General features: G+C 65.9%; 21 protein-coding genes and 2 riboswitches. Of the genes, 9 read left to right on the top strand and 12 right to left on the bottom strand.

Going from position 1 to position 25,709, the window contains the following annotated elements; all coding sequences use genetic code 11:
- The first annotated feature begins 3 nt into the window (after positions 1–3).
- Both ABIC76_RS09565 and ABIC76_RS09560 read left to right on the top strand, forming a co-directional pair.
- The gene (locus tag ABIC76_RS09565) at positions 4–609 is read left to right on the top strand and encodes a 5-formyltetrahydrofolate cyclo-ligase (protein WP_354533803.1); all 606 of its coding nucleotides are present in this window, start codon (positions 4–6) and stop codon (positions 607–609) included.
- 17 nt (positions 610–626) lie between these two features.
- The gene (locus tag ABIC76_RS09560; protein WP_354533802.1) at positions 627–1,241 is read left to right on the top strand and encodes a pyridoxamine 5'-phosphate oxidase family protein; all 615 of its coding nucleotides are present in this window, start codon (positions 627–629) and stop codon (positions 1,239–1,241) included.
- A 4-nt stretch (positions 1,242–1,245) separates the two neighbouring features.
- On the opposite strand, the gene ABIC76_RS09555 is transcribed toward ABIC76_RS09560, so the two are convergent.
- The 5 genes from ABIC76_RS09555 to ABIC76_RS09535 form a co-directional block, all read right to left on the bottom strand.
- Complete coding sequence (locus ABIC76_RS09555) at positions 1,246–1,704, bottom strand: TfoX/Sxy family protein (RefSeq protein ID WP_232041524.1); 459 nt, start codon at positions 1,702–1,704, stop codon at positions 1,246–1,248.
- A gap of 29 nt (positions 1,705–1,733) precedes the next feature.
- Positions 1,734–2,564, bottom strand: coding sequence for a methylenetetrahydrofolate reductase [NAD(P)H] (gene metF / locus ABIC76_RS09550; RefSeq protein ID WP_015856052.1), 831 nt, complete (start codon positions 2,562–2,564; stop codon positions 1,734–1,736).
- Between the two features lie 10 nt (positions 2,565–2,574).
- Entirely contained in the window at positions 2,575–2,919 is a 345-nt protein-coding gene (locus tag ABIC76_RS09545) for a phage holin family protein (RefSeq protein WP_004628357.1), read from the bottom strand.
- 55 nt (positions 2,920–2,974) lie between these two features.
- Positions 2,975–4,399 carry an adenosylhomocysteinase gene (gene ahcY, locus ABIC76_RS09540; RefSeq protein WP_102064133.1) on the bottom strand — a complete coding sequence of 475 codons (1,425 nt, stop codon included), beginning with the start codon at positions 4,397–4,399 and terminating at the stop codon, positions 2,975–2,977.
- Positions 4,400–4,506: 107 nt separating this feature from the next.
- Positions 4,507–4,582, bottom strand: a riboswitch (S-adenosyl-L-homocysteine riboswitch).
- A gap of 42 nt (positions 4,583–4,624) precedes the next feature.
- Positions 4,625–5,374, bottom strand: a complete 750-nt coding sequence (locus ABIC76_RS09535) for an AAA family ATPase (RefSeq protein WP_354534209.1) — start codon at positions 5,372–5,374, stop codon at positions 4,625–4,627.
- Positions 5,375–5,609: 235 nt separating this feature from the next.
- On the opposite strand from ABIC76_RS09535, the gene ABIC76_RS09530 reads away from it, so the two are divergent.
- From ABIC76_RS09530 to ABIC76_RS09510, 5 genes are all read left to right on the top strand, one after another.
- Complete coding sequence (locus tag ABIC76_RS09530) at positions 5,610–7,067, top strand: alkaline phosphatase (RefSeq protein ID WP_354533801.1); 1,458 nt, start codon at positions 5,610–5,612, stop codon at positions 7,065–7,067.
- A 17-nt stretch (positions 7,068–7,084) separates the two neighbouring features.
- Complete coding sequence (locus tag ABIC76_RS09525) at positions 7,085–8,479, top strand: alkaline phosphatase (RefSeq protein WP_354533800.1); 1,395 nt, start codon at positions 7,085–7,087, stop codon at positions 8,477–8,479.
- 75 nt (positions 8,480–8,554) lie between these two features.
- Entirely contained in the window at positions 8,555–9,250 is a 696-nt protein-coding gene (locus ABIC76_RS09520; protein ID WP_354533799.1) for a hypothetical protein, read from the top strand.
- Positions 9,251–9,310: 60 nt separating this feature from the next.
- Positions 9,311–10,222 carry a bifunctional hydroxymethylpyrimidine kinase/phosphomethylpyrimidine kinase gene (gene thiD, locus ABIC76_RS09515; protein WP_206273455.1) on the top strand — a complete coding sequence of 304 codons (912 nt, stop codon included), beginning with the start codon at positions 9,311–9,313 and terminating at the stop codon, positions 10,220–10,222.
- Positions 10,223–10,234: 12 nt separating this feature from the next.
- Positions 10,235–10,594: a DUF4369 domain-containing protein gene (locus tag ABIC76_RS09510; protein ID WP_102064128.1), complete on the top strand. Its 360-nt coding sequence runs from the start codon at positions 10,235–10,237 to the stop codon at positions 10,592–10,594.
- Positions 10,595–10,658: 64 nt separating this feature from the next.
- On the opposite strand, the gene ABIC76_RS09505 is transcribed toward ABIC76_RS09510, so the two are convergent.
- The 6 genes from ABIC76_RS09505 to thiC all read right to left on the bottom strand — a co-directional run bounded on the left by ABIC76_RS09505 (position 10,659) and on the right by thiC (position 16,518).
- Complete coding sequence (locus tag ABIC76_RS09505; protein WP_316889022.1) at positions 10,659–11,138, bottom strand: VOC family protein; 480 nt, start codon at positions 11,136–11,138, stop codon at positions 10,659–10,661.
- 125 nt (positions 11,139–11,263) lie between these two features.
- The gene (locus ABIC76_RS09500; protein WP_354533798.1) at positions 11,264–12,418 is read right to left on the bottom strand and encodes a thiamine phosphate synthase; all 1,155 of its coding nucleotides are present in this window, start codon (positions 12,416–12,418) and stop codon (positions 11,264–11,266) included.
- Positions 12,415–13,242: a thiazole synthase gene (locus ABIC76_RS09495; RefSeq protein ID WP_325653931.1), complete on the bottom strand. Its 828-nt coding sequence runs from the start codon at positions 13,240–13,242 to the stop codon at positions 12,415–12,417. The genes ABIC76_RS09500 and ABIC76_RS09495 overlap by 4 nt, the downstream gene beginning before the upstream one ends.
- A gap of 9 nt (positions 13,243–13,251) precedes the next feature.
- Positions 13,252–13,467 (bottom strand): sulfur carrier protein ThiS, encoded by a 216-nt coding sequence (gene thiS / locus ABIC76_RS09490; protein WP_027678722.1) that lies wholly within the window; start codon positions 13,465–13,467, stop codon positions 13,252–13,254.
- Entirely contained in the window at positions 13,464–14,609 is a 1,146-nt protein-coding gene (locus ABIC76_RS09485) for an FAD-dependent oxidoreductase (RefSeq protein WP_354533797.1), read from the bottom strand. Before ABIC76_RS09485 ends, thiS begins: the two co-directional genes overlap by 4 nt.
- A 13-nt stretch (positions 14,610–14,622) precedes the next feature.
- Positions 14,623–16,518: a phosphomethylpyrimidine synthase ThiC gene (gene thiC, locus ABIC76_RS09480; protein WP_027678724.1), complete on the bottom strand. Its 1,896-nt coding sequence runs from the start codon at positions 16,516–16,518 to the stop codon at positions 14,623–14,625.
- A 99-nt stretch (positions 16,519–16,617) separates the two neighbouring features.
- Positions 16,618–16,719, bottom strand: a riboswitch (TPP riboswitch).
- Positions 16,720–16,934: 215 nt separating this feature from the next.
- Between thiC and ABIC76_RS09475 the strand changes: the two genes are divergently transcribed.
- Positions 16,935–18,095: an NAD(P)H-dependent flavin oxidoreductase gene (locus ABIC76_RS09475; protein ID WP_354533796.1), complete on the top strand. Its 1,161-nt coding sequence runs from the start codon at positions 16,935–16,937 to the stop codon at positions 18,093–18,095.
- 73 nt (positions 18,096–18,168) lie between these two features.
- Here ABIC76_RS09475 and ABIC76_RS09470 read toward each other — a convergent pair whose 3' ends face one another.
- Positions 18,169–23,136, bottom strand: a complete 4,968-nt coding sequence (locus ABIC76_RS09470) for a putative Ig domain-containing protein (RefSeq protein WP_354533795.1) — start codon at positions 23,134–23,136, stop codon at positions 18,169–18,171.
- A 704-nt stretch (positions 23,137–23,840) separates the two neighbouring features.
- Between ABIC76_RS09470 and ABIC76_RS09465 the strand changes: the two genes are divergently transcribed.
- A complete protein-coding gene (locus tag ABIC76_RS09465) occupies positions 23,841–25,502 on the top strand; it encodes an acyl-CoA dehydrogenase family protein (RefSeq protein ID WP_354533794.1) in 1,662 nt (553 codons plus the stop codon).
- Positions 25,503–25,709 lie beyond the last annotated feature (207 nt).

Here is a 25,709-nt window from a genome sequence, read left to right as displayed (position 1 = left end):
CCCATGTCAGCCTTAGGGAACCCGCACGATCCGGCCAATCCCACCACGCCCATCGAATCGCGCCGCACGCTGCGCACCATGTTGCTCGATGCACGCGCCGCGCTGCCGGATCGCATCGCCCACGATGCCGCGGTGGCGCATCACCTGGCCAGGTTGCTGAACGCACTGCCCGTCAAACGCCTGGCCGCCTACTGGCCAACGCAGGGAGAGTTCGATGCGTTGACGGTGCTAGGCCACTGGTTGGCGGCCGACGCCACGCGCCATGCACTGCTGCCTGTAGTGACTGACAAATTCTCGCCCCTGCAGTTTCGGCGATGGACGCCCGATTGTGAAATGACGCCCGGCGCGTACAACATTCCCATCCCCCGCTCGGGTGAGATGGAAACGCCCGATGCCTTGCTGATCCCGTGCGTGGGCTTTGACGCGCAGCGCTACCGCATCGGCTACGGCGGCGGCTTCTACGACCGCACACTGGCTGCGCTGCATGCCGCCGGGCACCGCCCCCGCACCATTGGCGTGGCGTACGAAGTGAACCGCGTGGAGTCCATCGCACCGCAATCGCACGACATCGCGCTCGACTGCATCGTCACCGAGCGCGGCGCGTTTTAATCCGCCACAGGAAACCCATGTCCCACACGCTGAAAACCGTTGCCGACCTCGAAGCCGTGTACGGCGCCCCGAACCCGCGTTCGCTGCTCAAGGAGATCGACCACCTGAACGCCGACTACCGCGCGTTCGTGGAGGCTTCGCCGTTTATCGTGCTGTCGTCCGTGGGTGCCGGCGGCACCGATGCCTCGCCCAAGGGCGATGCGCCGGGCTTCGTCCGCATCCTGAACGAACGGCTGCTGGCGATTCCCGACCGGCCCGGCAACAACCGCATCGACAACCTGCGCAATATCGTCGAAGACGGGCGCGTGTCGGTGCTCTTCATCGTGCCGGGCGTAGGTGAAACCTTGCGCGTGAACGGCACGGCGACCATCTCGGCCGATCCGGAATTGCTCGTGTCATTTGCGGTGCAGGGGAAGCTGCCGCGCAGCGTGATCCTCGTGCAGGTGCAGACGGTGTACTTCCATTGCTCGAAGGCGCTGGTGCGCTCAAAGCTGTGGGAGCGCGGCGCGCAGGAAACCAAGCCGGCTGTGCCCACCGCAGGCAAGATCCTGCAGCACATCAGCGGTGGTGCGTTTGATGGAGAGGCCTACGATCGCGAGTTGCCGGAGCGGCTGAAGACCACGCTGTACTGAGCGTTCAGCGCTTGGCTGTCTTTTTTGCGGCGACCGTCTTGGTCGCCGTTGTCTTTGTTGCCTTGGTAGCTTTCGCCGTCTTTGCCGTGGCGCGCTTCGGCTTGGCGGCCTTGGCATTGGCGTCACGCAGCGCGGCTTCAATGGCAAGTCGCGCCCAGTCGCGCAATGGCTGCCCACCGTCGAGCGCCTCTGCCGGCGTGCTCAGGTAGCCCGTCATGCTGATGGTGCGGCCGTTGCGCTCGTAACTGAACGGCGTGCATTTTTCAGCAAGGAAACGTTCGCGCGTGAGGTCGTCCACGCGCAGGTAAGACGTGCCGCGCAGCACCAGCGCAAACACGATGTCGTCGTAATACAGCGCCGCGCCGCTGAACATCCGGCGCGCGCGGATCTCGCCGATCTGCGCCGCCAGCGGCCGGAGTTCGTCAAGCAACCAGGCGATCAGCGGATCGGGTGCGGCGGCCATGACGATCTCCTTTGCTGTGCGCGTTCTCTTTACAGGCCCAGTCGCTGCCAGATCGCCCGCGTGGAGCCGGCTGCGTTCAGCGTGTAGAAGTGCAGGCCCGGCGCGCCGCCTTGCAGCAGGCGGTCGCACATGGCCGTCACCACGTCCAGGCCGAACGCGCGAATCGATTCACGATCGTCGCCAAAGCCTTCGAGGCGCTTGGCGATCCAGCGCGGCACTTCCGCACCGCACATCTCGGAAAAGCGCATCAGCTGCGACGAATTCGTGATCGGCATGATGCCGGGCACGATGGGCACGTCCACGCCGAGCTTACGTGCGTCGTCGACGAACTGGAAGTACGCGTCGGCGTTGAAGAAGTATTGCGTGATGGCAGAGTCCGCACCGGCCTTCACCTTGCGGGCGAAGTTCTCCAGATCGTGCCGGGCGGAGCGCGACTGCGGGTGGTATTCGGGATACGCCGCTACCTCGATGTGGAACGCCTCGCCGGTTTCCTGGCGGATGAACTCGACCAGCTCGTTGGCGAAGCGGAATTCACCGATCTCGCCCATGCCCGACGGCATGTCGCCGCGCAGCGCGACGATGCGGCGGATGCCGTGTTCGCGATACGTATTGAGAATGCCGCGGATGCTCTCGCGCGACGAACCCACGCACGACAGGTGCGGCGCCGCTTCGATGCCTTCGCGCTGGATTTCCACCACGGCGTCGAGCGTGCCCTGTTGCGTGGTGCCGCCCGCGCCGAACGTCACGGAGATGAAGCGCGGCTTGAGCGGCGAGAGTTGCGCGCGCGTGTTGCGCAGCTTCTCGGCGCCTTCCGCCGTCTTGGGCGGGAAGAATTCGAAACTGAATTGACGGTCTTGCATGACAGAAACCTTAAGCCTCGCGCAGCAACAGGCTCGAGAGCAGCCACGAGATCACGCTGTACAGGATGGAACCCAGCAGCGCGGCGCCAAAGCTGGCCACCTGAAAGCCCGCCAGCAGGTTGCCGACAAACAGGAACAGCAGTGCGTTGATGATGAAGATGAACAGCCCGAGCGTGAGCAGCGTCACCGGCAGAGTGAGAATCACCAGGATCGGGCGGATCAGCGTGTTGACCAGACCCAGCACGAGCGCCGCGATCAGCGCGGAGCCGAAGCCGTTGACGTGGATGCCTTTGAGCAGATAGGCGACAAGAAGCAACGCCAGCGCGTTGATGACCCAGACAGCGAGCAGTCTCATGGAGGAGTCCTCGGTTGGAGAGCCGGCAGCAGGGAATGCCGCCGGCAGGTACGGCTTAGTAGCGGTAGTGGTCAGCCTTGTACGGGCCTTCCTTGCTCACGCCGATGTACGCAGCTTGCTGGTCCGTCAGCTCGGTCAGTTGCGCATTCAGCTTCTTCAGCTGCAGGCGCGCGACCTTCTCGTCCAGGTGCTTGGGCAGCGTGTAGACGCCCACCGGGTACTTGTTCGAGCCCTTCACCGCTTCGGTCCAGAGTTCGATCTGCGCGATGGTCTGGTTGGCGAACGAGCTGCTCATCACGTACGACGGGTGGCCCGTGGCGCAACCCAGGTTCACCAGGCGGCCCTTGGCCAGGATGATGATCTTCTTGCCGTCGGGGAAGATCACGTGATCGACCTGCGGCTTGATCTCTTCCCACTGGTACTTCTCGACGGACGCGATGTCGATCTCGTTGTCGAAGTGGCCGATGTTGCAGACGATGGCCTGGTCCTTCATCTTGGCCATGTGGTCGTGCGTGATGACGTGGTAGTTGCCTGTGCAGGTCACGAAGATGTCGCCGTGCTCGGCGGCGTAATCCATCGTCACCACGCGGTAGCCTTCCATGGCGGCCTGCAGCGCGCAGATCGGGTCGATTTCGGTCACCCACACTTGCGCCGACAGTGCGCGCAGTGCCTGTGCCGAACCCTTGCCCACGTCGCCGTAGCCGGCCACGACCGCCACCTTGCCGGCGATCATCACGTCGGTCGCGCGCTTGATGCCGTCGACCAGCGATTCACGGCAACCGTACAGGTTGTCGAACTTGCTCTTGGTCACCGAGTCGTTCACGTTGATGGCCGGGAAGCGCAGCTCGCCGCGCTGGGCCATCTGGTACAGGCGATGCACGCCCGTGGTGGTTTCTTCGGTCACGCCCTTGATGGCGTCCAGGTTGCGGCTGTAGAACGTGGCATCCTTGGCCAGCTTTTCCTTGATGGCGGCAAACAGGAAGGTCTCTTCTTCGCTGCCCGGCTTGGCGATCACGGAAGCGTCTTTCTCGGCGCGGGCGCCCAGGTGCAGCAGCAGCGTTGCGTCGCCGCCGTCGTCCAGGATCATGTTCGGCGTGCCGCCGTCGGCCCATTCGAAGATGCGGTGGGTGAAGTCCCAGTATTCCTTGAGCGATTCGCCCTTGAAGGCGAACACCGGCGTGCCCGAGGCGGCAATCGCGGCGGCCGCGTGGTCCTGCGTCGAGAAGATGTTGCACGAGGCCCAGCGCACGTCGGCGCCGAGTGCCTTGAGCGTCTCGATCAGCACGGCGGTCTGGATCGTCATGTGCAGCGAGCCGGCAATGCGTGCGCCCTTGAGCGGCTGGCTGGCGGCAAATTCCTCGCGAATCGCCATCAGGCCGGGCATTTCGGTCTCGGCGATGGCGATTTCCTTGCGGCCCCAGTCGGCCAGCTTGATGTCGGCGACGAGGTAATCGTGTTTCAGTTCGGTGACAGCGTTCATTGGATCACTCCGAAAAAGATGGGTGACCGCACGCGGGAGATGACCACTGAGACGGGGCCCATGCTGGGGCCCCGGATAGATGCGTTCTCGCCATCGTGTCAGCCACGATACTGCGAGCGCCGTTTGAACTTCCGAGCCTGGCGGTTGGGGCAGTGCCCACCCGTTGCAACGCTCCTCGGAATGGGCTGGATTGTAGCGGATTCGGCCGACCGCCACCACGGCAGTTCATTGCTCCAGCAGCATGTTCAGCATCCGTTGCGGATTGGCCAAAAAATCGCGCGTGACCTGAAAGTGCTCGGTCTCCTCATAGGCGATGCGCCGAATGCCGTCGCCGTCACATTGATAGATCCAGGCGTCGGGATAAGCCATCAGGATCGGCGAGTGGGTGGCGATCACGAATTGGCTTTCCGCCTGCACCAGGTCATGCAGGCGCGTGAGCACTGCCAGCTGCCGTTGCGGTGACAGCGCCGCCTCGGGTTCGTCGAGCAGGTACAGACCGTTCGGGCCGAAGCGGTTCATCAACAGCGCAAGAAACGATTCGCCATGCGATTGCGCATGCAGCGACCGACCGCCGTAGGAATCGATCACGCGCCCGCCCAGGCCCGGCTCTTCATCCATCTGCTGGATGTTGGTGGCCACATTGAAGAAACTCTCGGCGCGCAGGAAGAATTCGGTGCGCGGCTTGCGAAAACCTCGTGCTATGCGCAGATGCGCGTGCAGCTCGGAGTGCGACGCGTGCGTGCTGAAGTTGAAGTTGCGCGAGCCGCCCTCGGCGTTGAAGCCGAGCGCCACGGCAATCGCCTCCATGAGCGTGGATTTGCCCGAGCCGTTTTCCCCCACGAGGAACGTGACCTTGGGATGCAGCTGCAGTGTGTCGAGCGCGCGTACGGCGGGCAGGCTGAACGGATAGGCGTCGAAGGCGGCAACGGTGTCGCGCCGCAGCGTGACGTGGCTGACGAACTGGCGGGTAAGCATGGTCGCAGGCAGGCAAGCGGAGGTGCCGGCATCGTAGCGCGGCGGCGCGCCGGATGCGCCTGCCAAGGCATGGCTCGCCGCTCAGGAAACTGCAAAGCGTTAGCGCGGCTCATGCGGCGGTGTCAATCGGTTGTCACATTCGAACCTTGCGATCCGGTTAGGAAGTGGTGCACCCGCATCACGGATGTGCAACACGCGGCCACCAAAGTGCCGGGCATCGTTCAGGGAGCCAACGATGCACAACCACAAACTTACGAAGTACGCCGCCGCCGTGGCAGCCGCGCTCGCCATGGCTGCGTGCGGCAGCGACGGCACGTCCAGCAACGCCGGCACTGCCGCGCCGGATGCCGGCACGCCCGCCACGCCCGCCAAGAACGTCGTGTTCTTCCTGGGCGACGGCATGGGCCTGACCACCATGACCGCCGCGCGCATCTACAAGGTGGGCGAAGACGGCGAACTGACCATGGACACGCTGCCGGAAACCGGCTTCGTGCGCACGTACTCGAACAACGCGCAGGTAACCGACTCCGCGCCGTCGATGTCGGCCTACATGACCGGCGTCAAGATGAACAACGAGGTCATCTCGATGTCGCCGGACACGATGGCCTATGACGCGGGCGGCAAGGATTACCTCTCGGGCGCCGACAGCACCTGCCCCAGCGGCAACGGCAAGCCCGTCACGACGCTGCTCGAACTGATGAAGGCTGCGGGCTACGGCACGGGCGTGGTCACCACCACGCGGATCACGCACGCCACGCCGGCCGCCACGTATTCGCACATCTGCCACCGCGATGGCGAGAACACCATCGCCGCGCAGCTCACGCCGGCCGGCAAGGGCTTCAACGCCGCGCTCGGCGATGGCGTGGACGTCGTCTTCGGCGGTGGCCGCAAGCACTTCCAACCCACCACGGCGGGCGGCGCGCGTACCGACGGCCGCGACCTGATCGCCGAACTCAAGGCCGGCGGCTACCGCTATGCCAGCAACAAGGCGGAGTTCGACACGCTGCAGGCCACCGACGGCAAGGTCGTGGGCCTGTTCACCAGCAGCCACATGTCGTACGACCTGGATCGTGATCCGAGCAAGGAGCCGAGCCTGGGCGAGATGACCAACAAGGCCATCGACGTGCTCGCCGCCAAGAAGAAGGGCTTCTTCCTGATGGTGGAAGGCGGCCGCATCGACCACGCGCTGCACGAAACCACCGCCCGCAAGGCGCTGCAGGACACGGTGGCGTTCGACTCCGCCATCCGTGGCGCAATCGACAAGCTCAACACGATCGACCCGGGCCTGAAGAACACGCTGATCGTCGTGACGGCTGACCACGACCACACGCTGGTGCTCAACGGCTACGCCAAGCGCACGGGCCCGACCAATGACAGCAACCCCGGCGTGCTGGGCCTGCTGAAGAACTACGTGACGGGTGCCAATGCCACCGACACCGGCGGCAACCCGTTCACGATCATCGGCTTCGGCACCGGCGAGAACCGCCCGGCCACGCGCGGCGCACTGACGGATGCCGCCGTGTACGACAAGAGCTATCACCAGGAAGCCGTGATCCCGGTTGCACCGGGCGGCGAAACGCACGGCGGCACCGATGTCTTCATCGGCGCACGCGGCCTGGGCGCCGAGCGCTTTACCGGCACGATGGACAACACCGAGGTCTTCGGCCTCATCAAGCAGGCCGTGGGTCTGTAAGAGGGAGAGGGCACATCATGAACACGCAATCGAACCGTATCCTGCGCGCCACGCTGCTGGCGCTGGCAGCCGGTGCCTGCGCCCAAGCGCACGCCGCCGGTGAAGCCAAGAACGTGATCTTCTTCCTGGGCGACGGCATGGGCCCGACCACCGTCACCGCCACGCGCATCTACAAGGTGGGCGAGGCGGGCAAGCTGACGATGGAATCGCTCAAGCGCACGGCGCGCATCAAGACGTACTCGAACGATGCGCAAACCACCGACAGCGCGCCGTCGATGTCGGCGTACATGACCGGCGTGAAGATGAACAACGAAGTCATCTCCATGTCGGCCGACACCAAGGCCAGCGATGCCACCGGCAAGGGCTATGTGAGCGGCGCAGACAGCACGTGCCCCGCCAACAACGGCACGCCCGCCGTGACGCTGCTGGAGCTGGCCAAGGCCGCCGGCAAGTCAGTGGGCGCGGTGACGACCACGCGCGTCACGCACGCCACGCCGGCCGCCACGTACTCGCACATCTGCCACCGCGACGGTGAAAACCAGATCGCCGCGCAGGGCACGCCCGGCAACGCGCTGTACAACGCCGCACTCAAGGACGGCCTGGACGTGCTGCTCGGCGGCGGCCGCCGTCACTACCTGCCGCAAGGCACGACGGGCAGCAAGCGCACCGACACGACCGACCTGATCGCCCAGTTCCAGGCGGCCAACTACACCTATGTGTCGACCGGCACGCAACTGGCGGCGATCAACCCGGCCACGACGACCAAGCTGCTCGGCCTGTTCAACCTGGACCACATGAACTACGAGCTGGACCGCGTGAAGAAGAGCGTGGACGAGCCGAGCCTGGCCGACATGACCGAGAAGGCCATCCGCGTGCTGCAGAAGAACGGCAAGGGCTATTTCCTGATGGTGGAAGGCGGCCGCATCGACCATGCGCTGCACGGCACCAACGCCAAGCGCGCACTGGAAGATGCCGGCGCGTTTGACGAAGCCATCAAGCGCGCGCTGGGCACGGCCGATCTGTCGAACACGCTGATCGTCGTCACGGCCGACCACGACCACACGATGACGATCAACGGCTACCCGCACAAGGGCAACCCGATCCTGGGCCTGTCGACTGACATCAAGACCAAGCAGCCGCAACTGGCCGCCGACGGCCAGCCTTACACCACGCTGGTGTTCGGCAACGGCGGCACCACGCGCAAGGCCACGCGCGACAACCTGGCCTCGGTCGATACGGCTGCAGACGATTACCTGCAGGAAGTGGGTGTGCAGCTCGGCACGCCTGGTTCGGAAACGCACGGCGGCGGGGATGTGATGCTGTTCTCCTCTGGTCCGGGCAGCGCACCGCTGAAGGGCACGCTGGACAACACGAAAGTGTTCGGCGTGGTCAAGACGGCCATGGGCCTCTGATTCCTGCGTTTCCATTGACGCGCATGCCGAACTCATCGGCATGCGCTTTTTTCGTTTCAGCCTCACCGAATTCGTATGACCCGATCTGCCCGCATTCTGTTTTCGTTCGCCTTCGCCGCCCTCGCTGCTACGGCACAGGCCGCCGGCCCGGTTTCGTCCAACGCGCTGACCGCCTTGCGCGTCGAACACCAGATGTCGTCGCTCGGCACCGACGGCATCCAGCGCGACGTCCGCTTTGCCGAACGCGTCTACCGCCAGGGCGACCGCGTCTGGATCGCCCGCGAACTGCCGCCCGCTTCGGCGCACGCCGAGCACGACCACGCCAACGCCCATGCCGGCCACAAGCACGCCGATACCGACACCGCCCCGCGCTGGATCGAACGCGACGCCAAGGGCGCGCTGACCGTGCGCGTGGTCAGCGAATCCCAGCAGAAAAACTACGCCGTGGAACCGGCCGAATATTCCAACATCGGCTTCGACGGCTCGTGGGCGACGGCGTATCACTTGCTCGACCCGGCCGCACTCAAGGGCATGCGCGCCGAAGGCCCGGTACGCAATGGCGTGCAGACCTACCGCTCGACGCAGGGCGAGCGCACCGTCACCGTCGATTGGGACGTGGCCGGCCAATACCCGCGCCGCGTGGAATCGCGCAACGCCACCGGCACGCAACGCAAGCTCACGCGCGTGACGGCGTTGCCCGCCCCCGCCGCCGCACCGTGGGAACGCGCCCAGCGCTACGCCGCCGCCGATTACACCGACCTGATGGACTGACGCTTCGGTCGGTGCGGGATAGCGCTATAGTGCGAAACACCCCCCAAACATTCGCACGACATGACGATCACCGACCCGACCCTCGCTGCGTTTGCCGCTCCCGCCTCGCACGTGCCGCGCGTGCTCACCATCGCCGGTTCGGACAGCGGCGGCGGTGCGGGCATCCAGGCTGACCTGAAGACGTTTGCCGCGCTCGGCTGCTACGGCATGTCGGCCATCACGGCCATCACCGCGCAGAACACGCTGGGCGTAACGGCGGTGGAATCGCTCACCCCGGACATCGTCGCCGCGCAGATCGACGCCGTGGCAAGCGACATCGGCGTCGATGCGGCCAAGACCGGCATGCTGGGCACGCCGCAGGTGGTGGAAGCCATTCTCTCGGCGCTGGACCGCCACCCGATCGCCAACCTCGTCGTCGATCCGGTCATGGTCAGCACCAGCGGCGCGCAGCTCGGCAGCGACGCCACGGTGCAAGCCATGGCGAAATGGCTCTTCCCACGCGCGTTGGTCGTCACGCCGAACCTGCCGGAAGCCAGCGCGCTGCTCGGCCGCGAGGTGCGCACTGCCGACGACATGTTGCCCGCCGCGCGCGACCTGCTGGCGCTTGGGCCCCGCGCGGTGCTGCTCAAGGGTGGGCATCTGAGCGCCACGTCCACCGCCGGTGAAGACGGCGTGCTGCAAGACGTGCTCGTCACCGCTGAAGGCACCGAGCGCGTCTACGCGCATACCTACATCGACACGCCGCATACGCACGGCACCGGCTGCACGCTGTCTGCCGCCATTGCCGCCCACCTCGCGCGCGGCGATGCGCTGGAAGTCGCCATCGAAGCCTCGCTCGATTACCTGCTGCACGCCATTGGTGCCGGCCGCCACCTGGCGCTTGGGCGAGGCGCCGGTCCGTTGAATCACGGATTCGCGCCGCGCCCGCTCGCCGCACCGCGTTCGCTCGAAGTGGATGTCGAGGAAGATTGATCAGGAGCTGCCATGAAACGCCTGCCGCTCATGCTGGTTCGCTGCCTTCCGCTCGCTGCGCTGTGCGCGTTGCTCGGTGCCTGCAATGGCTATGTCAGCCTCGGCTCGCCCATCGGCAGCGCCTTCTCGATTGGCGGCACACTGTCCGGGCTGCCCGGCGGGCAGTCGATCGTATTGCTCAACAACGGCCGCGATTCGCTCACGCTGGCCGCCAACGGGCCGTTCGTGTTTGGCGGGCTGGTGCCGTTCGACGGCAGCTACGTGGTGACGATCACCACGCAGCCCGCCTCGGCCAATTGCGTGGTGACGAATGGCAGCGGCACGGTCAATGGCGATGTGAACAATGTGCAGGTGACGTGTCAGGCGCGTTGAGCGATCAACACAGGCAAAAAAAAGCGCGGCTCTCGTCCGCGCTTTTTTCTTTCCACCGCCGATGTCAGGCCGATGCCGCCGCCTGATCCTTCGTCCACTTCTCCATGCGTTTTGCCATCTCATCGGGCGCCACATCTTCGACATGCGTGGACACGGTCCACACGTGGCCGAACGGGTCTTTGAGCGTGCCGGAGCGGTCGCCGTAGAACTGGTCCACCACGGGGCGGACTTCCGTGCCGCCGGCCTTCAGCGCATTGGCAAACACGGTGTCGACGTTGGGTACGTAGATCATCATGCCGACCGACGTGCTCTGCAGCGTGTCTGGGCTGGCGCAGGCCATGTTGGGGAATTCATCGGCCAGCATGATGGGCGAGTTGCCGATGCGGATTTCTGCGTGCGCGATGGTGCCGTTGGGGCCGTTCATGCGCATGATCTCGGTGGCGCCGAAGGCCTGCTTGTAGAAGTCGATGGCGCGCGCGGCGCCTTTGATGCTCAGGTACGGGGTGACGCTGTGGTAACCCTCGGGGATGGGCTGGACCGCCATGTCTTGTCTCCTGCAGCGTGTGTCGGAAAGCCGCTGCGGCAGCAACCGCAGCGGCGCACGAACAGGATAGGTCAGCGAAAACGCGGGTGCGTGGCGCAAGTGCACAGACGTGCGGCGGACGATGCTTACGCGCGCACGTGCGCCGCGAACGTCGCTTGCAGTGCGTCCACCGCAGCCGGCACATCGGCCGCCTGAGTGATGGCGCGCACCACCGCCACGCTGCCCACGCCCGATTCCAGCACGCGCGGCATCGCTGTCAGGTCGATGCCGCCGATGGCGACCAGCGGCGGCGCCGGCACGCGCGTGCGCATGGCGGCCGCGTAGGCGAACAGGCGGCCGAGGCCCTGCGGCACGGTCGGCATGGTCTTGGTGGGCGTGGCGAACACGGCGCCCAGTGCGAGGTAGCTCGGGTTCAACGGTGCGACGCGCAGCATTTCGGCAAAGCCGTGCGTGCTGATGCCAAGGCGCAAACCGGCCGAGCGGATCGCCACCAGGTCGGCATCGTCGATGTCTTCCTGGCCGAGGTGAATGCCGTAGATGCCGCTGCCGGGCACCTGCGCATGCACGTCGAGCGCAACTTGCCAGTGGTCGTTGATGAACAGGCGCGTGGCGCTGTTGCGTGCGGCGGCTTCTGCGCGGCGCACCTGGTCGACCACGGCCTGCGCGTCGTCCGACTTGAAGCGCAACTGCACCGTCGGCACCTTGAGCGCGACGAGGCGCGCCACCCAGTCCGCATCCGGCACGACGGCGTAGACACCGAGCTGCGTCGGGCACGGCGCAAAGGCAAGGTCCGCTGCGGTGGGGCACGGCAACGCGGGTTCGAGCACGCGGGGCAAGGCAGAGAATTGCGTGGGCCAGGCCAGGGCATCCGCATTCGCTTCCGCGATCCACGCGCGGGCCACGCACAGCGCATCACGCGGTTCGAATGCCAGCGCGAGTGCCGCACCGAAGATGGCGACGAAACGCGCGTCTAGCGCATCTCCATGTACCGCGGACGTAAAGCGGTACATACCGAGGCGGTCGTACACGGTGTCGATGCGTTGATCGCCTTCCACTGCCGTCAACACAACAGCGGCGCCAGCAGAGCGAGCACGCTCGGCTTGCGCCGTATCGGTCGTCAGCAGAACGGTGGCGGCGCTCGTGGCTTCGTCGGCGTGGTCGGCCACGCTCCAGGCGTGCGGGGCGCGACCGAAGGCTTCGGTATGGCGATCGACGATCTGCGCAGCAAGGGCTGCGGCTTCCGACCACGCGGCGGAAAAACGCAGGGCGGATGCACTCATGCCTGCTTCTCTTCCGCATGCCAGAACGGCAACCCAACAACCGGCGTGCTGGCCTGCGCGACATCACGTTCGGGCATCGGGCCCGACAGCCGCGCGAGGCGACCGGCCTGCGTGGCCATCGCAAACGCCTGCGCCATCGCCACCGGGTCGCCGGCTTGGGCGACGGCGGTGTTGAGCAGCACGGCGTCGTAGCCCCATTCCATCACCTGCGTCGCGTGCGACGGCACACCCAGGCCCGCATCGACGATGAGCGGCACGTTGGGCAGGCGCTCGCGCAGCAGGCGCAGGCCGTACGGATTGGTGGGCCCACGGCCGGTGCCGATGGGTGCGGCCCACGGCATCAGCGCCTGGCAGCCGACGTCGAGCAGGCGGCGGCACAGCACGAGATCTTCAGTGCAATACGGCAGCACCTTGAAGCCGTCGCGAATCAGGCGTTCGGCCGCAGCCGGCAGCGCGAGCGTGTCGGGCTGCAGCGTGTAGTCGTCGCCGATGACTTCGAGCTTGATCCAATCCGTCTCGAATACTTCGCGCGACATCTGCGCGAGCGTGTAGGCCTCGTCGGCGGAATAGCAGCCGGCGGTGTTCGGCAGCACGGGCACGCCGAGTGCTCGCAGCATCTTCCAGAAGCCCGCGCCGCCTTCGGGCGAGCCCGCGCTCTGGCGGCGCAGCGCCACCGTCAGCATGGCGGGGTTGGACACGCGCACCGCGTCTTCCAGCGATTGCGGCGACGGGTAGCGCGCGGTGCCGAGCAGCAGGCGCGAGGCGAAGGTTTCGTCGTAGAGGCGCAGCGGGTCAGCCACGGCGGACAGATTCGTAGTGGTCATCGAAGACTCCTAGCCGCCCACGACGGGCTGCACGAGTGCAATGCGGTCGCCTGTCTTGAGCGCGTGCTGCGCATGGCGCGCCTTGGGCACGAAATCGCCATTCACGGAGGCGGCAAACGGCGGCGCGATCTGCAGTTGCGGCGTGGCAGCACCAATGGCGTCGGCCAGCGTGCTGCCCGCAGGCAGCGCGAGCGACAGGTCGTTGAGGGTGACGTTCAGCGTCATGACAAAACAGGTTCGGGGGATGCGGCGTCAGCAAACAGCCCGGGCCATTCGCAATCGTCCGCATCGATGGTGCGGCCGTCCAGCAACGCGCGTGCAGTCGCCACAGCGGCTTGGGTGACGGCGGGCGCAATCATGTAACCGTGCCGGTACAGGCCGTTGACCGACAACGTGCCCGCGCCATCCCAGCGGATGGCCGGACGATGGTCGGGCAACGTCGGCCGGCACTGGGTGTTCAACTCCAGCACGCGCGCCTCGCCAAACGCGGGGTGCACGGCGTACGCAGCAGAGAGTAATTCCAGCGTGGAGCGCACGCTGGCCGGCGACATGTCGTCGGATTCCAGCTCGGTCGCGCCGATCACGTAGACATTCCCGGGCTTGGGCGCGATGTAGAGCGGGTAGCGCGGATGCAGCATGCGCACCGGCCGCGTGAGCGACACGTCCGGCGCATGGATGCGCGCCACTTCGCCGCGCAGACCACGCAAGCGCGGCCACTGCGGCTTGGCACCGAGGCCACGGCAATCGAGCACGAGGCGCGCGCCCAGCCCCGCAGCGGCGAGCGCGTCGGGGCTCGGATCGACAACCTCCGTGTTCCAGCGCAATTGCACGCCCAGCGCTTCCAGCTCGGTCGCCAGCGCATCCAGCACGCCGCGCGGGTCAAGCTGACCTTCACCAGCGAGATACAGCCCCTGCGTGAAGCGTTGCGCGAGCAGCGGCTCCAACTGCGCAATGCCGGCTGCATCCACGGCGCGCAGATCGGCAGCCACGCGCTCGGGCGGCGCGGCATTGCGGACGTGGCTGGCAAACAGCGATGCCTCTCCACGATCCGCCGCATGCCACACGACGAGCGTACCGGCCTGCTGGAAGAAGACCGGCGTGCGCAGCTTGGGCATCCAATCGCGCCACAGCGCGAGGCTGGCCAACCCCAAATCCACGACGAAACGATCAGCCACCGCAGCTTCGGCCAGCGGCGCCAGCATGGCCGCGGCCACATACGCCGCAGCACCGCTGCCGTCGCGCGGGCCGCGCTCCACCACGGCAATGCGCGCAGGCGGCACCCCCGTTTGCGCGAGTTGCCACGCACAGAGGCGGCCAGCGAGGCCACCGCCCAGGATCGTTACGTCAAATGCAGTCGAGGTTGGCATTGCACCGCTTGGCTTAGCTGTAGATCTTGCTGCCGCTCTTGCGGAACTCGATCGACTTTTCTTCCATGCCGCTCACGGCGGCGGTAGCGTTGGAGTCGAGCGTGGCCGCGTAGTCGCGCACTTCCTGCGTGATCTTCATCGAGCAGAACTTCGGACCGCACATCGAACAGAAGTGCGCGATCTTGGCGCCCTCGGCTGGCAGCGTTTCATCGTGGAAGGCACGTGCCTTCTCGGGGTCAAGGCCGAGGTTGAACTGGTCTTCCCAGCGGAACTCGAAGCGTGCCTTCGACAGTGCGTTGTCACGCAGCTGCGCGCCCGGCCAGCCCTTGGCAAGGTCGGCCGCATGCGCGGCGATCTTGTAGGTGATGATGCCTTCGCGCACGTCTTCCTTGTCCGGCAGGCCCAGGTGTTCCTTGGGCGTGACGTAGCAGAGCATGGCGGTGCCGTACCAGCCGATGTTGGCTGCGCCGATGCCGCTGGTGATGTGGTCGTAGCCCGGGGCGATGTCGGTCACCAGGGGCCCAAGCGTGTAGAACGGGGCTTCGAAGCAGTGCTTCAGCTCTTCGTCCATGTTGGCCTGCACGCGCTGCAGCGGCACGTGGCCCGGGCCTTCGATCATGACCTGCACGTCGTGCTCCCACGCCTTCTTGGTCAGCTCGCCCAGCGTGTGCAGCTCGCCGAATTGCGCGGCGTCGTTCGAGTCGGCAATGCAACCGGGGCGCAAGCCATCGCCCAGGCTGAACGACACGTCGTACGCCTTCATGATTTCGCAGATCTCGTCGAAGTGCGTGTACAGGAAGTTTTCCTTGTGATGCGCCAGGCACCACTTGGCCATGATCGAACCGCCGCGCGAGACGATGCCGGTGATGCGGTCAGCGGTGAGCGGCACATAGCGCAGCAGCACGCCGGCGTGGATGGTGAAGTAGTCCACGCCCTGCTCGGCCTGCTCGATCAGCGTGTCGCGGAACATCTCCCACGTCAGGTCTTCCGCCACGCCGCCGGTCTTGTCCAGCGCCTGGTAGATGGGCACCGTGCCGATGGGCACCGGCGAGTTGCGCAGGATCCATTCACGCGTTTCGTGAATGTGCTTGCCGGTGGACAAGTCCATGATCGTGTCGGCACCCCAGCGGATCGCCCACACCATCTTTTCCACTTCCTCGGCCAGCGACGACGTCACCGCCGAATTGCCGAGGTTGCCGTTGATCTTCACGCGGAAGTTGCGGCCGATGGCCATCGGCTCCAGCTCGGTGTGGTTGATGTTGGCGGGGATGATTGCGCGGCCAGCGGCCACTTCGGCACGCACGAATTCCGGCGTGATGTCTTCCGGGCGCTGCGGCAGGTTCGCGCCGTACGAGAAGCCCGGATGCTGCTTGAGCAGCTGGCGGTACTCGGGCTTGTCTTGCAGTGCCTGCAGGTTCAGCGATTCGCGCAGCGCGACGTACTCCATTTCCGGCGTGATGATGCCGCGACGCGCGTAGTGCATCTGGCTCACGTTGGCGCCGGCCTTGGCGCGGCGCGGCTTGGAGATGTGCGAGAAGCGCAGGTGGGCGGTCGCCGGGTCGTTGGCGCGGGTCTGGCCGTATTCGGACGACAGGCCCGAGAGGATTTCCGTATCGCCGCGCTCGTCGATCCACTTGGCGCGCAGCGGCGCCAGACCGGCCTTCAGGTCGATGTGCACATCGGGGTCGGAGTACGGGCCCGAGGTGTCGTACACCGGCACCGGCGGGTTCAGCATCTCGCCCTTGTCGGTGCGCGTGGCGGTCTGCTTGATGGTGCGCATCGGCACGCGGATGTCCGGGCGGCTGCCGACGATGTAGGTCTTGCTGGAGGCCGGATAGGCGAACTTCTGGTCGAGCTCGGACTGCAGCGAGTCGAACGATGCGGCGGGGGCGTTTTTGGCTTGGGGCATGGTCTCGTCCTTGATTCTGTGGCCTGGTGGTGCAGGCAGTGGACGAAACCGGGAGAGGTGGCGTGACCCGAAGAACTGAGGGGTGGGCTGCCAGAGACTACGCGGTGTTCTGAAACTTCCCACGCCGGTACGAACCGGATCGGGTGCGAAGGGACTCTCTCAGCCGCACGGCCCATCCGTACGGCACCCCTGTTTCATCCAACGAGGCTGAATTTAAGCACAGGGCCGCCGGCGTTGCCAGCACGAAAAGCCGAGAGAGGGCGGTCGACGCGTCATTTCAGTCCAAACCGCCGCGCAATGTGCGGCGGCACGCACCGGCGGGGCTCGCCTTGATCTTGCGCAACCCCGCCGCGTTTCACCTATGCGACGCTCAATCCCTTTTCTATTGCATTGCGGCACGGCCGCTGGGAGTTGTCATGCTGGAGCGTCGGTTCACACTCGCGGGGCGCAGCCTCGTACCCATCGTGCAGGGCGGGATGGGCGTGGGTATTTCGGCGCACCGGCTGGCCGGCGCCGTGGCGCGCGAAGGCGGCGTCGGCACCATCGCCAGCATCGACTTGCGGCATCACCACGCAGACCTCGTCGCCGCCACCGAGAAATCGCGCGACAAGGACGCCATCAACGCAGCCAACCTCGTCGCGCTGGACCGCGAGATTCGCGCCGCGCGCGAAGGCAGCCAGGGCAACGGCATGATCGCCGTGAACGTGATGAAGGCGGTGGAATCGCACCCAGCGCTGGTGCGTCAGGCGTGCGAGAGCGGCGCCGATGCGATCGTCATGGGCGCGGGCCTGCCGCTCGATCTGCCGGAGATGACGGCGGAACATCCGAAGGTGGCGCTCATCCCGATTCTTTCCGACTCGCGCGGCGTGGGCGTGGTGCTCAAACGGTGGATGAAAAAGGCGCGGCTGCCCGATGCGGTAGTGATCGAGCACCCGACGCATGCGGGCGGCCATCTGGGCGCCGCTCGCATCGAAGATCTGCGCGACGAGCGCTTTTCGTTTGCGCGGGTGCTGGACGAATGCCGGGAGTTGTTCATCAAGCTTGGGCTGGCGGCGGAGCAGATTCCGATCATCCTCGCGGGCGGCATCGATTCGCATGCCAAGGTGAAGCACTGGCTCGACAAGGGCGCCGCTGCGGTGCAGCTCGGTACGGCGTTTGCGGTGACGGAAGAGGGCGATGCGCACGTGCGCTTCAAGCGGGTGCTGACGGGTGCAGAGCAAGGCGATATCAGCGAGTTTGTCAGCGTGGCCGGGCTGCCGGCGCGGGCCGTGATGACGCCTTGGCTTTCGCGTTATCTGTCACGCGAAAGCGCGCTGCAGGCGAAAGCCAAGGTGCGGGATTGCCTGCAGGGGTTCGATTGCCTGCAGACGTGCGGGCTGCGGGATGGCATCGGCAAGGTGGGGCAGTTCTGCATTGACCTGAAGCTGGCGCAGGCGCTGCGGGGGGACGTGGAGCGCGGACTGTTTTTCCGTGGGGCGGGGAAGCTGCCGTTCGGGGAGGCGATCCGGCCGGTGCGGGAGTTGATGCATTACTTGTTGACGGGGGAGAAGCCGGCGGAATCCTCGACGGCAACCTGATGCGCTGACATCTCGTCGGAAAGAAAAGCCAGCCCGAAGGCTGGCTTTTTGTTGTGCGCTGACCGCTGTTTCCTCAGAACGGTGCAGCAAACGTCAAGCGAACGCCCTGCTGCAAACCGCCCATCCCGGCCATCACGCTGTAGTCCAACCCAAACGTGAGCGGCCCGGTGCGGAACTTCGTTCCCAACCCGATCTGCATGCGATCGCGCCCAAACGGCGTGCCCGGCACGTAATAGGCAGGGCCCGCCGATGCCAGATCGGCATACGCCAACCCTGCGTTGCTCTGCCCGTTGAAGTCGTGCTGGTACTCCACGCGCGCGAACGGCAGGAAGGTGCCCCACTTGGTCTTCTGCGTGTATTCGGCGCGCAGGCCGAGCGTGCCGGATACCGTCGTCACCGTCTGGTCGAAATACGTCAGCGTGTTGAGGCCGGCGCCCGATTCGGTGAACTGATCCAGCGTCGATTGCGAGACCGACAAACGGCCGTAAGGCGAGACCAGCCAGGTGCGATCGCGATGCTCGTAGCCGGCCGACACGGAGGCGAACACCTGCTTGCCGTTGCGTTTGCCGGTGGCGAAATCGTTGGAGTCCGTCACCCAGCGGCGCGAGTCGAAGCTGAGCGTGCCGAAGCCGGCCACACCATCGACGAACAACGAAGGCGGGGGGCGATAGCTGCCGTAGAGCGCGAGGCTATAGCTGTCGCCCGTGCTCTTGGTGCCCGCGTTGCCGATGTCGGTGGAATCGCGCCCGTAGCCGAAACCGGCACCGATCGAGAGCTGATCGGACACACGGTAATCCGCGCCCGCCGTCACGCCGCCCGTGGTGAAGCGGAAACCGGAGCGTTGCGAGCCAGCATTGGCGAAACCGAAGTCCAGCGTACCGGCGCTCCAGAACGCGAGGTTCGGGTCGGTGTTGTCCGGGCCCACGCCCGCCGCGTCGGCACCGGGCAGGTCAGGGCCGGCATCTGCGTTCGACTTGTCGGCGTTGCCGTTGGCCGCATCGGTGGGGCGCTTGGCCCGTGCGAACGGGCGCACGCCCTGGCCCTCACCGCGCATGCACGCATCGTGCGCGGAAATGCCGACCACATCCTGGCAACGCGCCTGCATGTCAACGCGCTGGCCCGGCATGGCCACCGTCAGACCGTTGCTTGACGGTGCCCGGCCGGTGCCATGCAGCGCTTCGAGGCGACGGTTGTAGTTGTCGATCTGCGTGGTGGCGAAGCGGCGCGCAGCCTGGACTTGCGCGTTGATCAGACCTGCCACATCCGGGTCGGCGGAGGGGTCCTTGCGCGGCGCAACGTTCACCTGCACGGTTGCCGGCGCCGAAGTGGCAAACGCGTTGGACAGCGTGTAGGTGATGGCAGCCTGACCGCTGTAGGTGCCCGACGGCGTGAAGTTCAGCACGTAGGTCGATGCCGCCGCAGCCGGGCTTCTCACGCCTGCCGGCGTCTGCACAGCCTTCTGCACGATCGTGGCCGTACCGGCGTTGGCCGGCACCACCGACACCAGGGTCGCCCCCGTGAAGGGGCCACCCGTGGCGCCTTCGGTCAAGTCCACGCTCACCCCCTGACCTGACGACGTGATGGCTTGCTTCTGCACTACGGCAATCGGCACCGCGTTCACGTTGACCGTCACCGGAATCGGCGCGGATGTGCCGGCCGTGTTGATCAGCGCATAGGTGAAGTTGACGGCGCCAGAAGTCGTCGGCGTCGGCGTGTAGACGATGTCCAGACCGTTGACGACGGCCGTGCCGCTGGCAGGCGGACTGACAATCGCGATGGACGAGAACGGACCGCCCGTTGCATTGGCCGTTGCATGCAGCGTGATCGGCACCGTCGACGTGGTGGTGGCCGTGATTGCCGGCGCGGTGCCGATCACCTGACCGACCGTGATCGTGTAGCTGCGTGTACCGCTGTACGGGGCACCCACTCCGGTGCTGCTGTCGGTGGCCTTCACAGTGAACGTGCTGCTGCCCAGCGTGGTGGGCGTGCCGGACAGAACGCCTGTGCTGGCATTCAGGCTGAGGCCCGCGGGCAACGACCCTGTGGATACGGCGTAGGTGTAAGGGGCGGTGCCGCCGGTGGCGCTGAAGGTCTGGCTGTAGGCCGTGGTGACCTGGGCCGACGTTGCGGCCGCCGGATTGACCGTGATCGTGGGCGCGCCGATGGTGACGCTGTAGGCACGGCTGGCCGTGAAGCTGTTGGCGTCGGTAGCCGTGATGGTGATGTTGAACGTGCCTCCGGCGGTGGGCGTCCCCGAGAGCACGCCGCTCGACGTGAGCGTGAGGCCAGCCGGCAGCGCGCCGGACGTGATGGCGTAGGTGTACGGCGCCCTGCCATTGGCGGCCGTCACGGTCTGGCTGTAGGCCGTGGCAATGGCGGGATTGGGCAACGTGGCGGGCGACACCGAGATGCTGGGCGCCGAAACGGTCAGCGTGTAAGTCCCAGTAATCGAATACGGTCCGCTGCCCGAGCTGCTGTCGGTGGCCACCACATTGAAGGTGACGGTCCCCGCCGAAGTGGGCGTGCCCGACAGCGTGGCGGTGGCGGTGTTGAACGACATGCCCGCGGGCATCGTGCCTGCGGTGATCGTCAGCGCATAGGTGTAAGGACTCGTCCCGCCGCTGGCCGTGAAGGTTCGGCTGTAGGCCGTGCCGGCCGTACCGCTCAGCGAGCCCGAGGCCGGCGTGATCGTCAACGTGGGCACCCCGACCGTCAGCGTGTAGGTGCGGCTGCCGGTGTATGGGCCGGTGCCAGTGCTGCTGTCTGTGCCGGTGATGGTGAAGTTAAAGGTGCCGCCCGCCGTGGGCGTGCCGGACAACACGCCCGTCGATGTGAGCGTCAGGCCCGCCGGCAATGCACCGGCCGTCACTGCGTACGTGTACGCAGGGATACCGCCGCTTGCCGTGACCGCCTGGTTGTAAGCCGTGCCGATCGTTGCGTTTGCCAGCGTCGCCGGGCTCAGGCTGATCGTGGCGGCATTGACGGACAGGCTATAGGCGCGCGTGCCGGTAAAGCCATTGGCATCCGTGGCGGTGATGGTGGGATTGAACGTGCCGCCAGCCGTCGGCGTCCCGCTGATGACGCCTGTCGTGCCGTTCAAGCTCAGTCCCGCGGGCAGCGCGCCTGATGTCACCGCGTAGGTGTACGGCGTTGCTCCGCCGCTCGCGGTAACTGTCTGGCTGTAGGCAACACCAGCCGTCGCCGCAGTCAGCGTGCTCGGCGACACAGTCACGCTGGGTGCCGAGGTGGTCAACGTATAGGTGCCAGATGTGCTGTACGGCCCCGTGCCCGTCGAGTGATCGGTGGCAGTGACCGTGAAGTTGACCACGCCCGTGGTGAGGGGCGCGCCGGACAACACGCCGGTGCCGGTGTTGAACGAGAGGCCAGTCGGCATCGTCCCGCTGTTGACGACAAGGCTGTAGGCGTACGGCGCCACGCCGCCACTCACCGTGAAGGCCTGGCTGTACGCCACGCCCGCTGAAGCGCTGAGACCGCCCGATGCCGGGGTGACTGCCAACGTGGGCGCATTGACGACCAGCGAATAGGCGCGACTACCCGTGTACGGGCCGTTGCCGGTACTGCTGTCGGTGGCGGTCACGGTGAAGTTGAACGTGCCGCCTGCCGTGGGCGTCCCCGACAGCACGCCGCTGGAACTGAGCGAGAGGCCCGCCGGCAACGCTCCGGAAGCGAGGGTGTAGGTGTAGGCCGCCGTACCGCCGCTGGCCGTCAGCGTCTGGCTATATGCCGTTGCAACCGTGGCATTGCTCAGCGTGGACGGCGAGAGCGTGATCGTCGGCGCGGCGACGGTCAGCGTGAGCGTGCCGCTGGTCGCCGTGAACGGACCGGTGCCCGTGCTGCTGTCGGTGGCCGTGATGGTGAAGTTGAACGTACCGCCCGCCGTGGGCGTGCCCGACAGCGTCCCGTTGCTGGCCAGCGAGATGCCGGCCGGCAGCGCGCCCGACGCGATCGCATAGGTGTAAGGCGCCGTACCGCCGCTGGCCGATACCAGCGTCTGGCTATAAGCCGTACCCACCGTGCCCGCCGCAGGCGACGACGGCGCATACGTGACGGTCGGACTCGACACGGTGACCGTCACGGTGGCCGGCGCCGAGTTGCCGCCCGTGTTGGTCGCCGTGTACGTGAACGAGTCCGTGCCGGAGTACGACGCGTTGGGCGTGTAGGTGATCGACATGCCCGACGCGGTGGCCGTGCCATGCGCTGCCTGCGTGGCCACGGCCACGCTGGTGGCCGCGCCGCCGGCGATGTTCAGCGTGACGGGGTTGCTGGTGCTGCCGTGTGCAACGGTGGTGCTCACAGCATTCGCAACGGGAGCCGCCACGAACGTGTAACGATCAAACGCGTTGGTGGGACTGGTCCCGTTAAAGTTCGTCACGGTGACGTCAACCGTACCGGGCGTACCCGCGGGTGAGATGGCCGTGATCGACGTGGCGCTGTTGACGGTGAAGCTGCTCGCGTTGGTCGCGCCAAACTTGACCGCCGTGGTGCCGGCGAAATTGGTGCCTGTAATGGCGACGGAGGTGGCGCCGGCGGTTGGGCCTGAGCTCGGCGAAATGCTCGTCACCGTGGGCGCAGTTGAGATGACGTTGATGCTGACGATACCGTTGGGCTGCCAGGTGACGCCGTCATTGCTGGTGTAGAACGTGGCGGTGTCGGTACCACTGAAGCCGTTTGGCGGGGAGTATACGAAACCACTGGTAAACGGGTCCCCCGAGGGCGGTACCGAACCGCTGTAGATGGCGATGGTGCCGCCTTGGGCGGTCGCCTTAAGAACAGCCGGGCCGGATGAATCGTTCATACCGCCGGCAGAATCGTAAGCAATGCCGGCCAGGAAGGGGTCGCAGTTGTTTGTGTCCGACGCCGTAAAGACATAGGACTTCTGCACGTTCATGTTGGTCGCGAACGTGACGGTGCAGGGGGCAGCGAGTGCTGCCTGCGACAACACCGTCAGCCAGATCGCCAGCACGGCCAGCAGGCCCCGGCGCAACCATTCCCGCCCCTGCACCTGCAGACAACGGAACATTGACCATCCGGCGACCCCACGCCGGCCATACGGGCTGTTTTGTGTCAGCACGCGCATTTCTCCCTCGCCCCACCCGCTGTGTTGCGGGCTTTTTGCTTTGTGGTGTGTTGGGAATACTCAGTGCCGGATCCCCATCAGGCACTTCCCGATGATGAGGGGAAATAGCATGCGGATTTGCACACGCAATCCATTGCAACGGACTTAGCCGCGCAAGGGCACCGTGTTAATCCTTGGAAATATTCCCCCGACAGACCCATGCGGCTTTCTTATCTTTTATGGGAATAGACGCAGTGATCCAGCGCGATGCTAAAAAAACGCTACCACTGCGTCAATACCACCTTTCGGACGCCCTCGCCTGATGTCGCACTTTTGGCACGTTCCGCGTTGATACGGCGTTTTCATGAAAGCCCGTGAACATTCCGCCCATTATTTTTTTGTTGATACACCGTGACCAGAATGCCAATCAAATTGAGACGCAAAAACCATTAATCGAAGAATTGCTGCGCTGAAGCATTCAATATCGTGGCGACGCGACATTACGAGGAGCGTTGCGCCGCAATACCTCGCGGAAATTCGCTTGATGAGCAGCGGGATGGCACTGCCGTACAAACAGACGCCGTATGGAAATCCCCTTCCAACCACCTCCGCCCCCGGTGGTCTACCATGGCCCACAGACCCAAAAGCGCCACGCCAGGAGACTCCCAATGCCCACAGAGGCCACCCACCGCGTCTTCAACCAGGTCCCGGACCTGACCGGCTTCAACCCCTTCACGTCCGACACCACGCTGCAAGGCGCGCTCGAACGCCTGGGCGGCGGCTGGAACGCCAGCGCGTTGCAAGCCTTCGGCGACCAACTCGGCGCGCCCGAGACGCTGCAGTGGGCCGCGGAGGCCAACACCTACCACCCCGAACTCCACACCCACAGCCGCACTGGCGAGCGCATCGACGCCATCCGCTTCGACCCGGCCTGGCACGCGCTGCTCGGCCTGATGCGCAGCCAGGGGCTGCAGGCGCTGCCGTTTGCCGACCCGCGCCCCGGCGCCTGGGCCGCGCGCACCGCCGGTTATTTCATGCAGGCACAGATCGAATCCGGCACGTTGTGCCCGGCGACGATGACGTTCGCCAGCATTCCCGTGCTGCAGAAAGAGACCGCGCTGTTTGCCGATCTGGGCCCCCGTCTCTACGCCCGCGAACACGACGCGCGCGACCTGCCGTGGCGCCAGAAAACCGCCATCCTCGTCGGCATGGGCATGACCGAAAAGCAGGGCGGCTCCGATGTGCGCAGCAACACCACGGTGGCAATGCCCTTGCGTGGCGAGGGCCGTGGCGCAACCTACGCCATCACCGGCCACAAGTGGTTCTTCTCCGCGCCGATGTGCGATGCGCACCTGGTGGTCGCGCGCATGGGTGCAGAAGACGGCCCGCTGTCGTGCTTCTTCGTGCCGCGCTTTCGCGATGACGGCAGCAAGAACCCCATCCAGATCCAGCGTCTGAAAGACAAGCTCGGCAACCGCTCGAACGCGAGCAGCGAAGTGGAGTTTTTCGGCGCGGAGGGCATCCTCATCGGCGAGGAAGGGCGCGGCATTCCGACCATCATCGAGATGGCGACGCACACGCGGCTCGATTGCGTGATCGGCAGCGCGGCCATCCTGCGCCACGCGCTGATGCAGGCGCTGCACCACGCGCGCCATCGCATGGCATTCGGCCGCCTGCTGGCCGACCAACCGCTGATGCGCAACGTGCTGGCCGATCTGGCCCTGGAATCGCAAGCCGCGACCTTGCTGATGATGGAACTGGGCAATGCGTTCGAGCGTGCCGATGTCGATCCGCTGGCCGCGGCATGGAAGCGCATCGTCACGCCCGCCGCCAAGTTCTGGGTCTGCAAGCGCACCATCGAAGCGACCGGCGAGGCGATGGAAGTCTGGGGCGGCAACGGCTACGTGGAAGAAGGCCCGATGGCGCGCCTGTATCGCGAAGCGCCGGTCAATTCCATCTGGGAAGGCTCGGGCAACGTGATGTGCCTGGACGTGCTGCGCGCCATCGGCCGCACGCCGGACGATGCGCTGCGCCTGGTGCACGACATTGGCGAGCGGGCCCAGGGCCACCGTGCCGTGCGGGCGGAGTTGGCCGCGCTGCAGGCGATGCTGCATCAGCCGGGCGACATCCAGGAAACCTCCGCTCGCCGCATCGCGCAGGGGCTGGCGCTCACGGCACAGGCGGCGCTGATGCTGGCCCACGCCCACCCGGACGACGCCGAGCGCTTTATCGCCAGCCGCTTCCATCATCAGCATGGCCGCGTGTTCGGCACGCTCGATGGGCATGCGCAGGAGCTTGGCGCGGTGCTGCAGCGCGCGTGGCCCGTGTAACACCACCCCGGGAATGTGGCCGCACGTGAGCGCACGCTTTCGCCGAACGCTCTTCACCACGGACCGACGTCCGGCCGTTTATCCACGCACCGAACAGGTGCTTGAGGGTATACCCGCAATCAGCGCATAATGCGCGCCCATGGCGGCGCGTGACATTGCTTCACGTTTTGGCATTCCCGGGGGGAGTGACGGCGCGCACGCCAGTGC

The sequence above is a fragment of the Ralstonia sp. 1138 genome, from assembly GCF_040544795.1.
GTDB classification, from domain to species: Bacteria; Pseudomonadota; Gammaproteobacteria; order Burkholderiales; family Burkholderiaceae; genus Ralstonia; species Ralstonia flatus.
The sequence above is the reverse complement of the archived record's forward strand: the minus strand, read 5'-3'. Positions and strand labels throughout refer to the sequence as shown.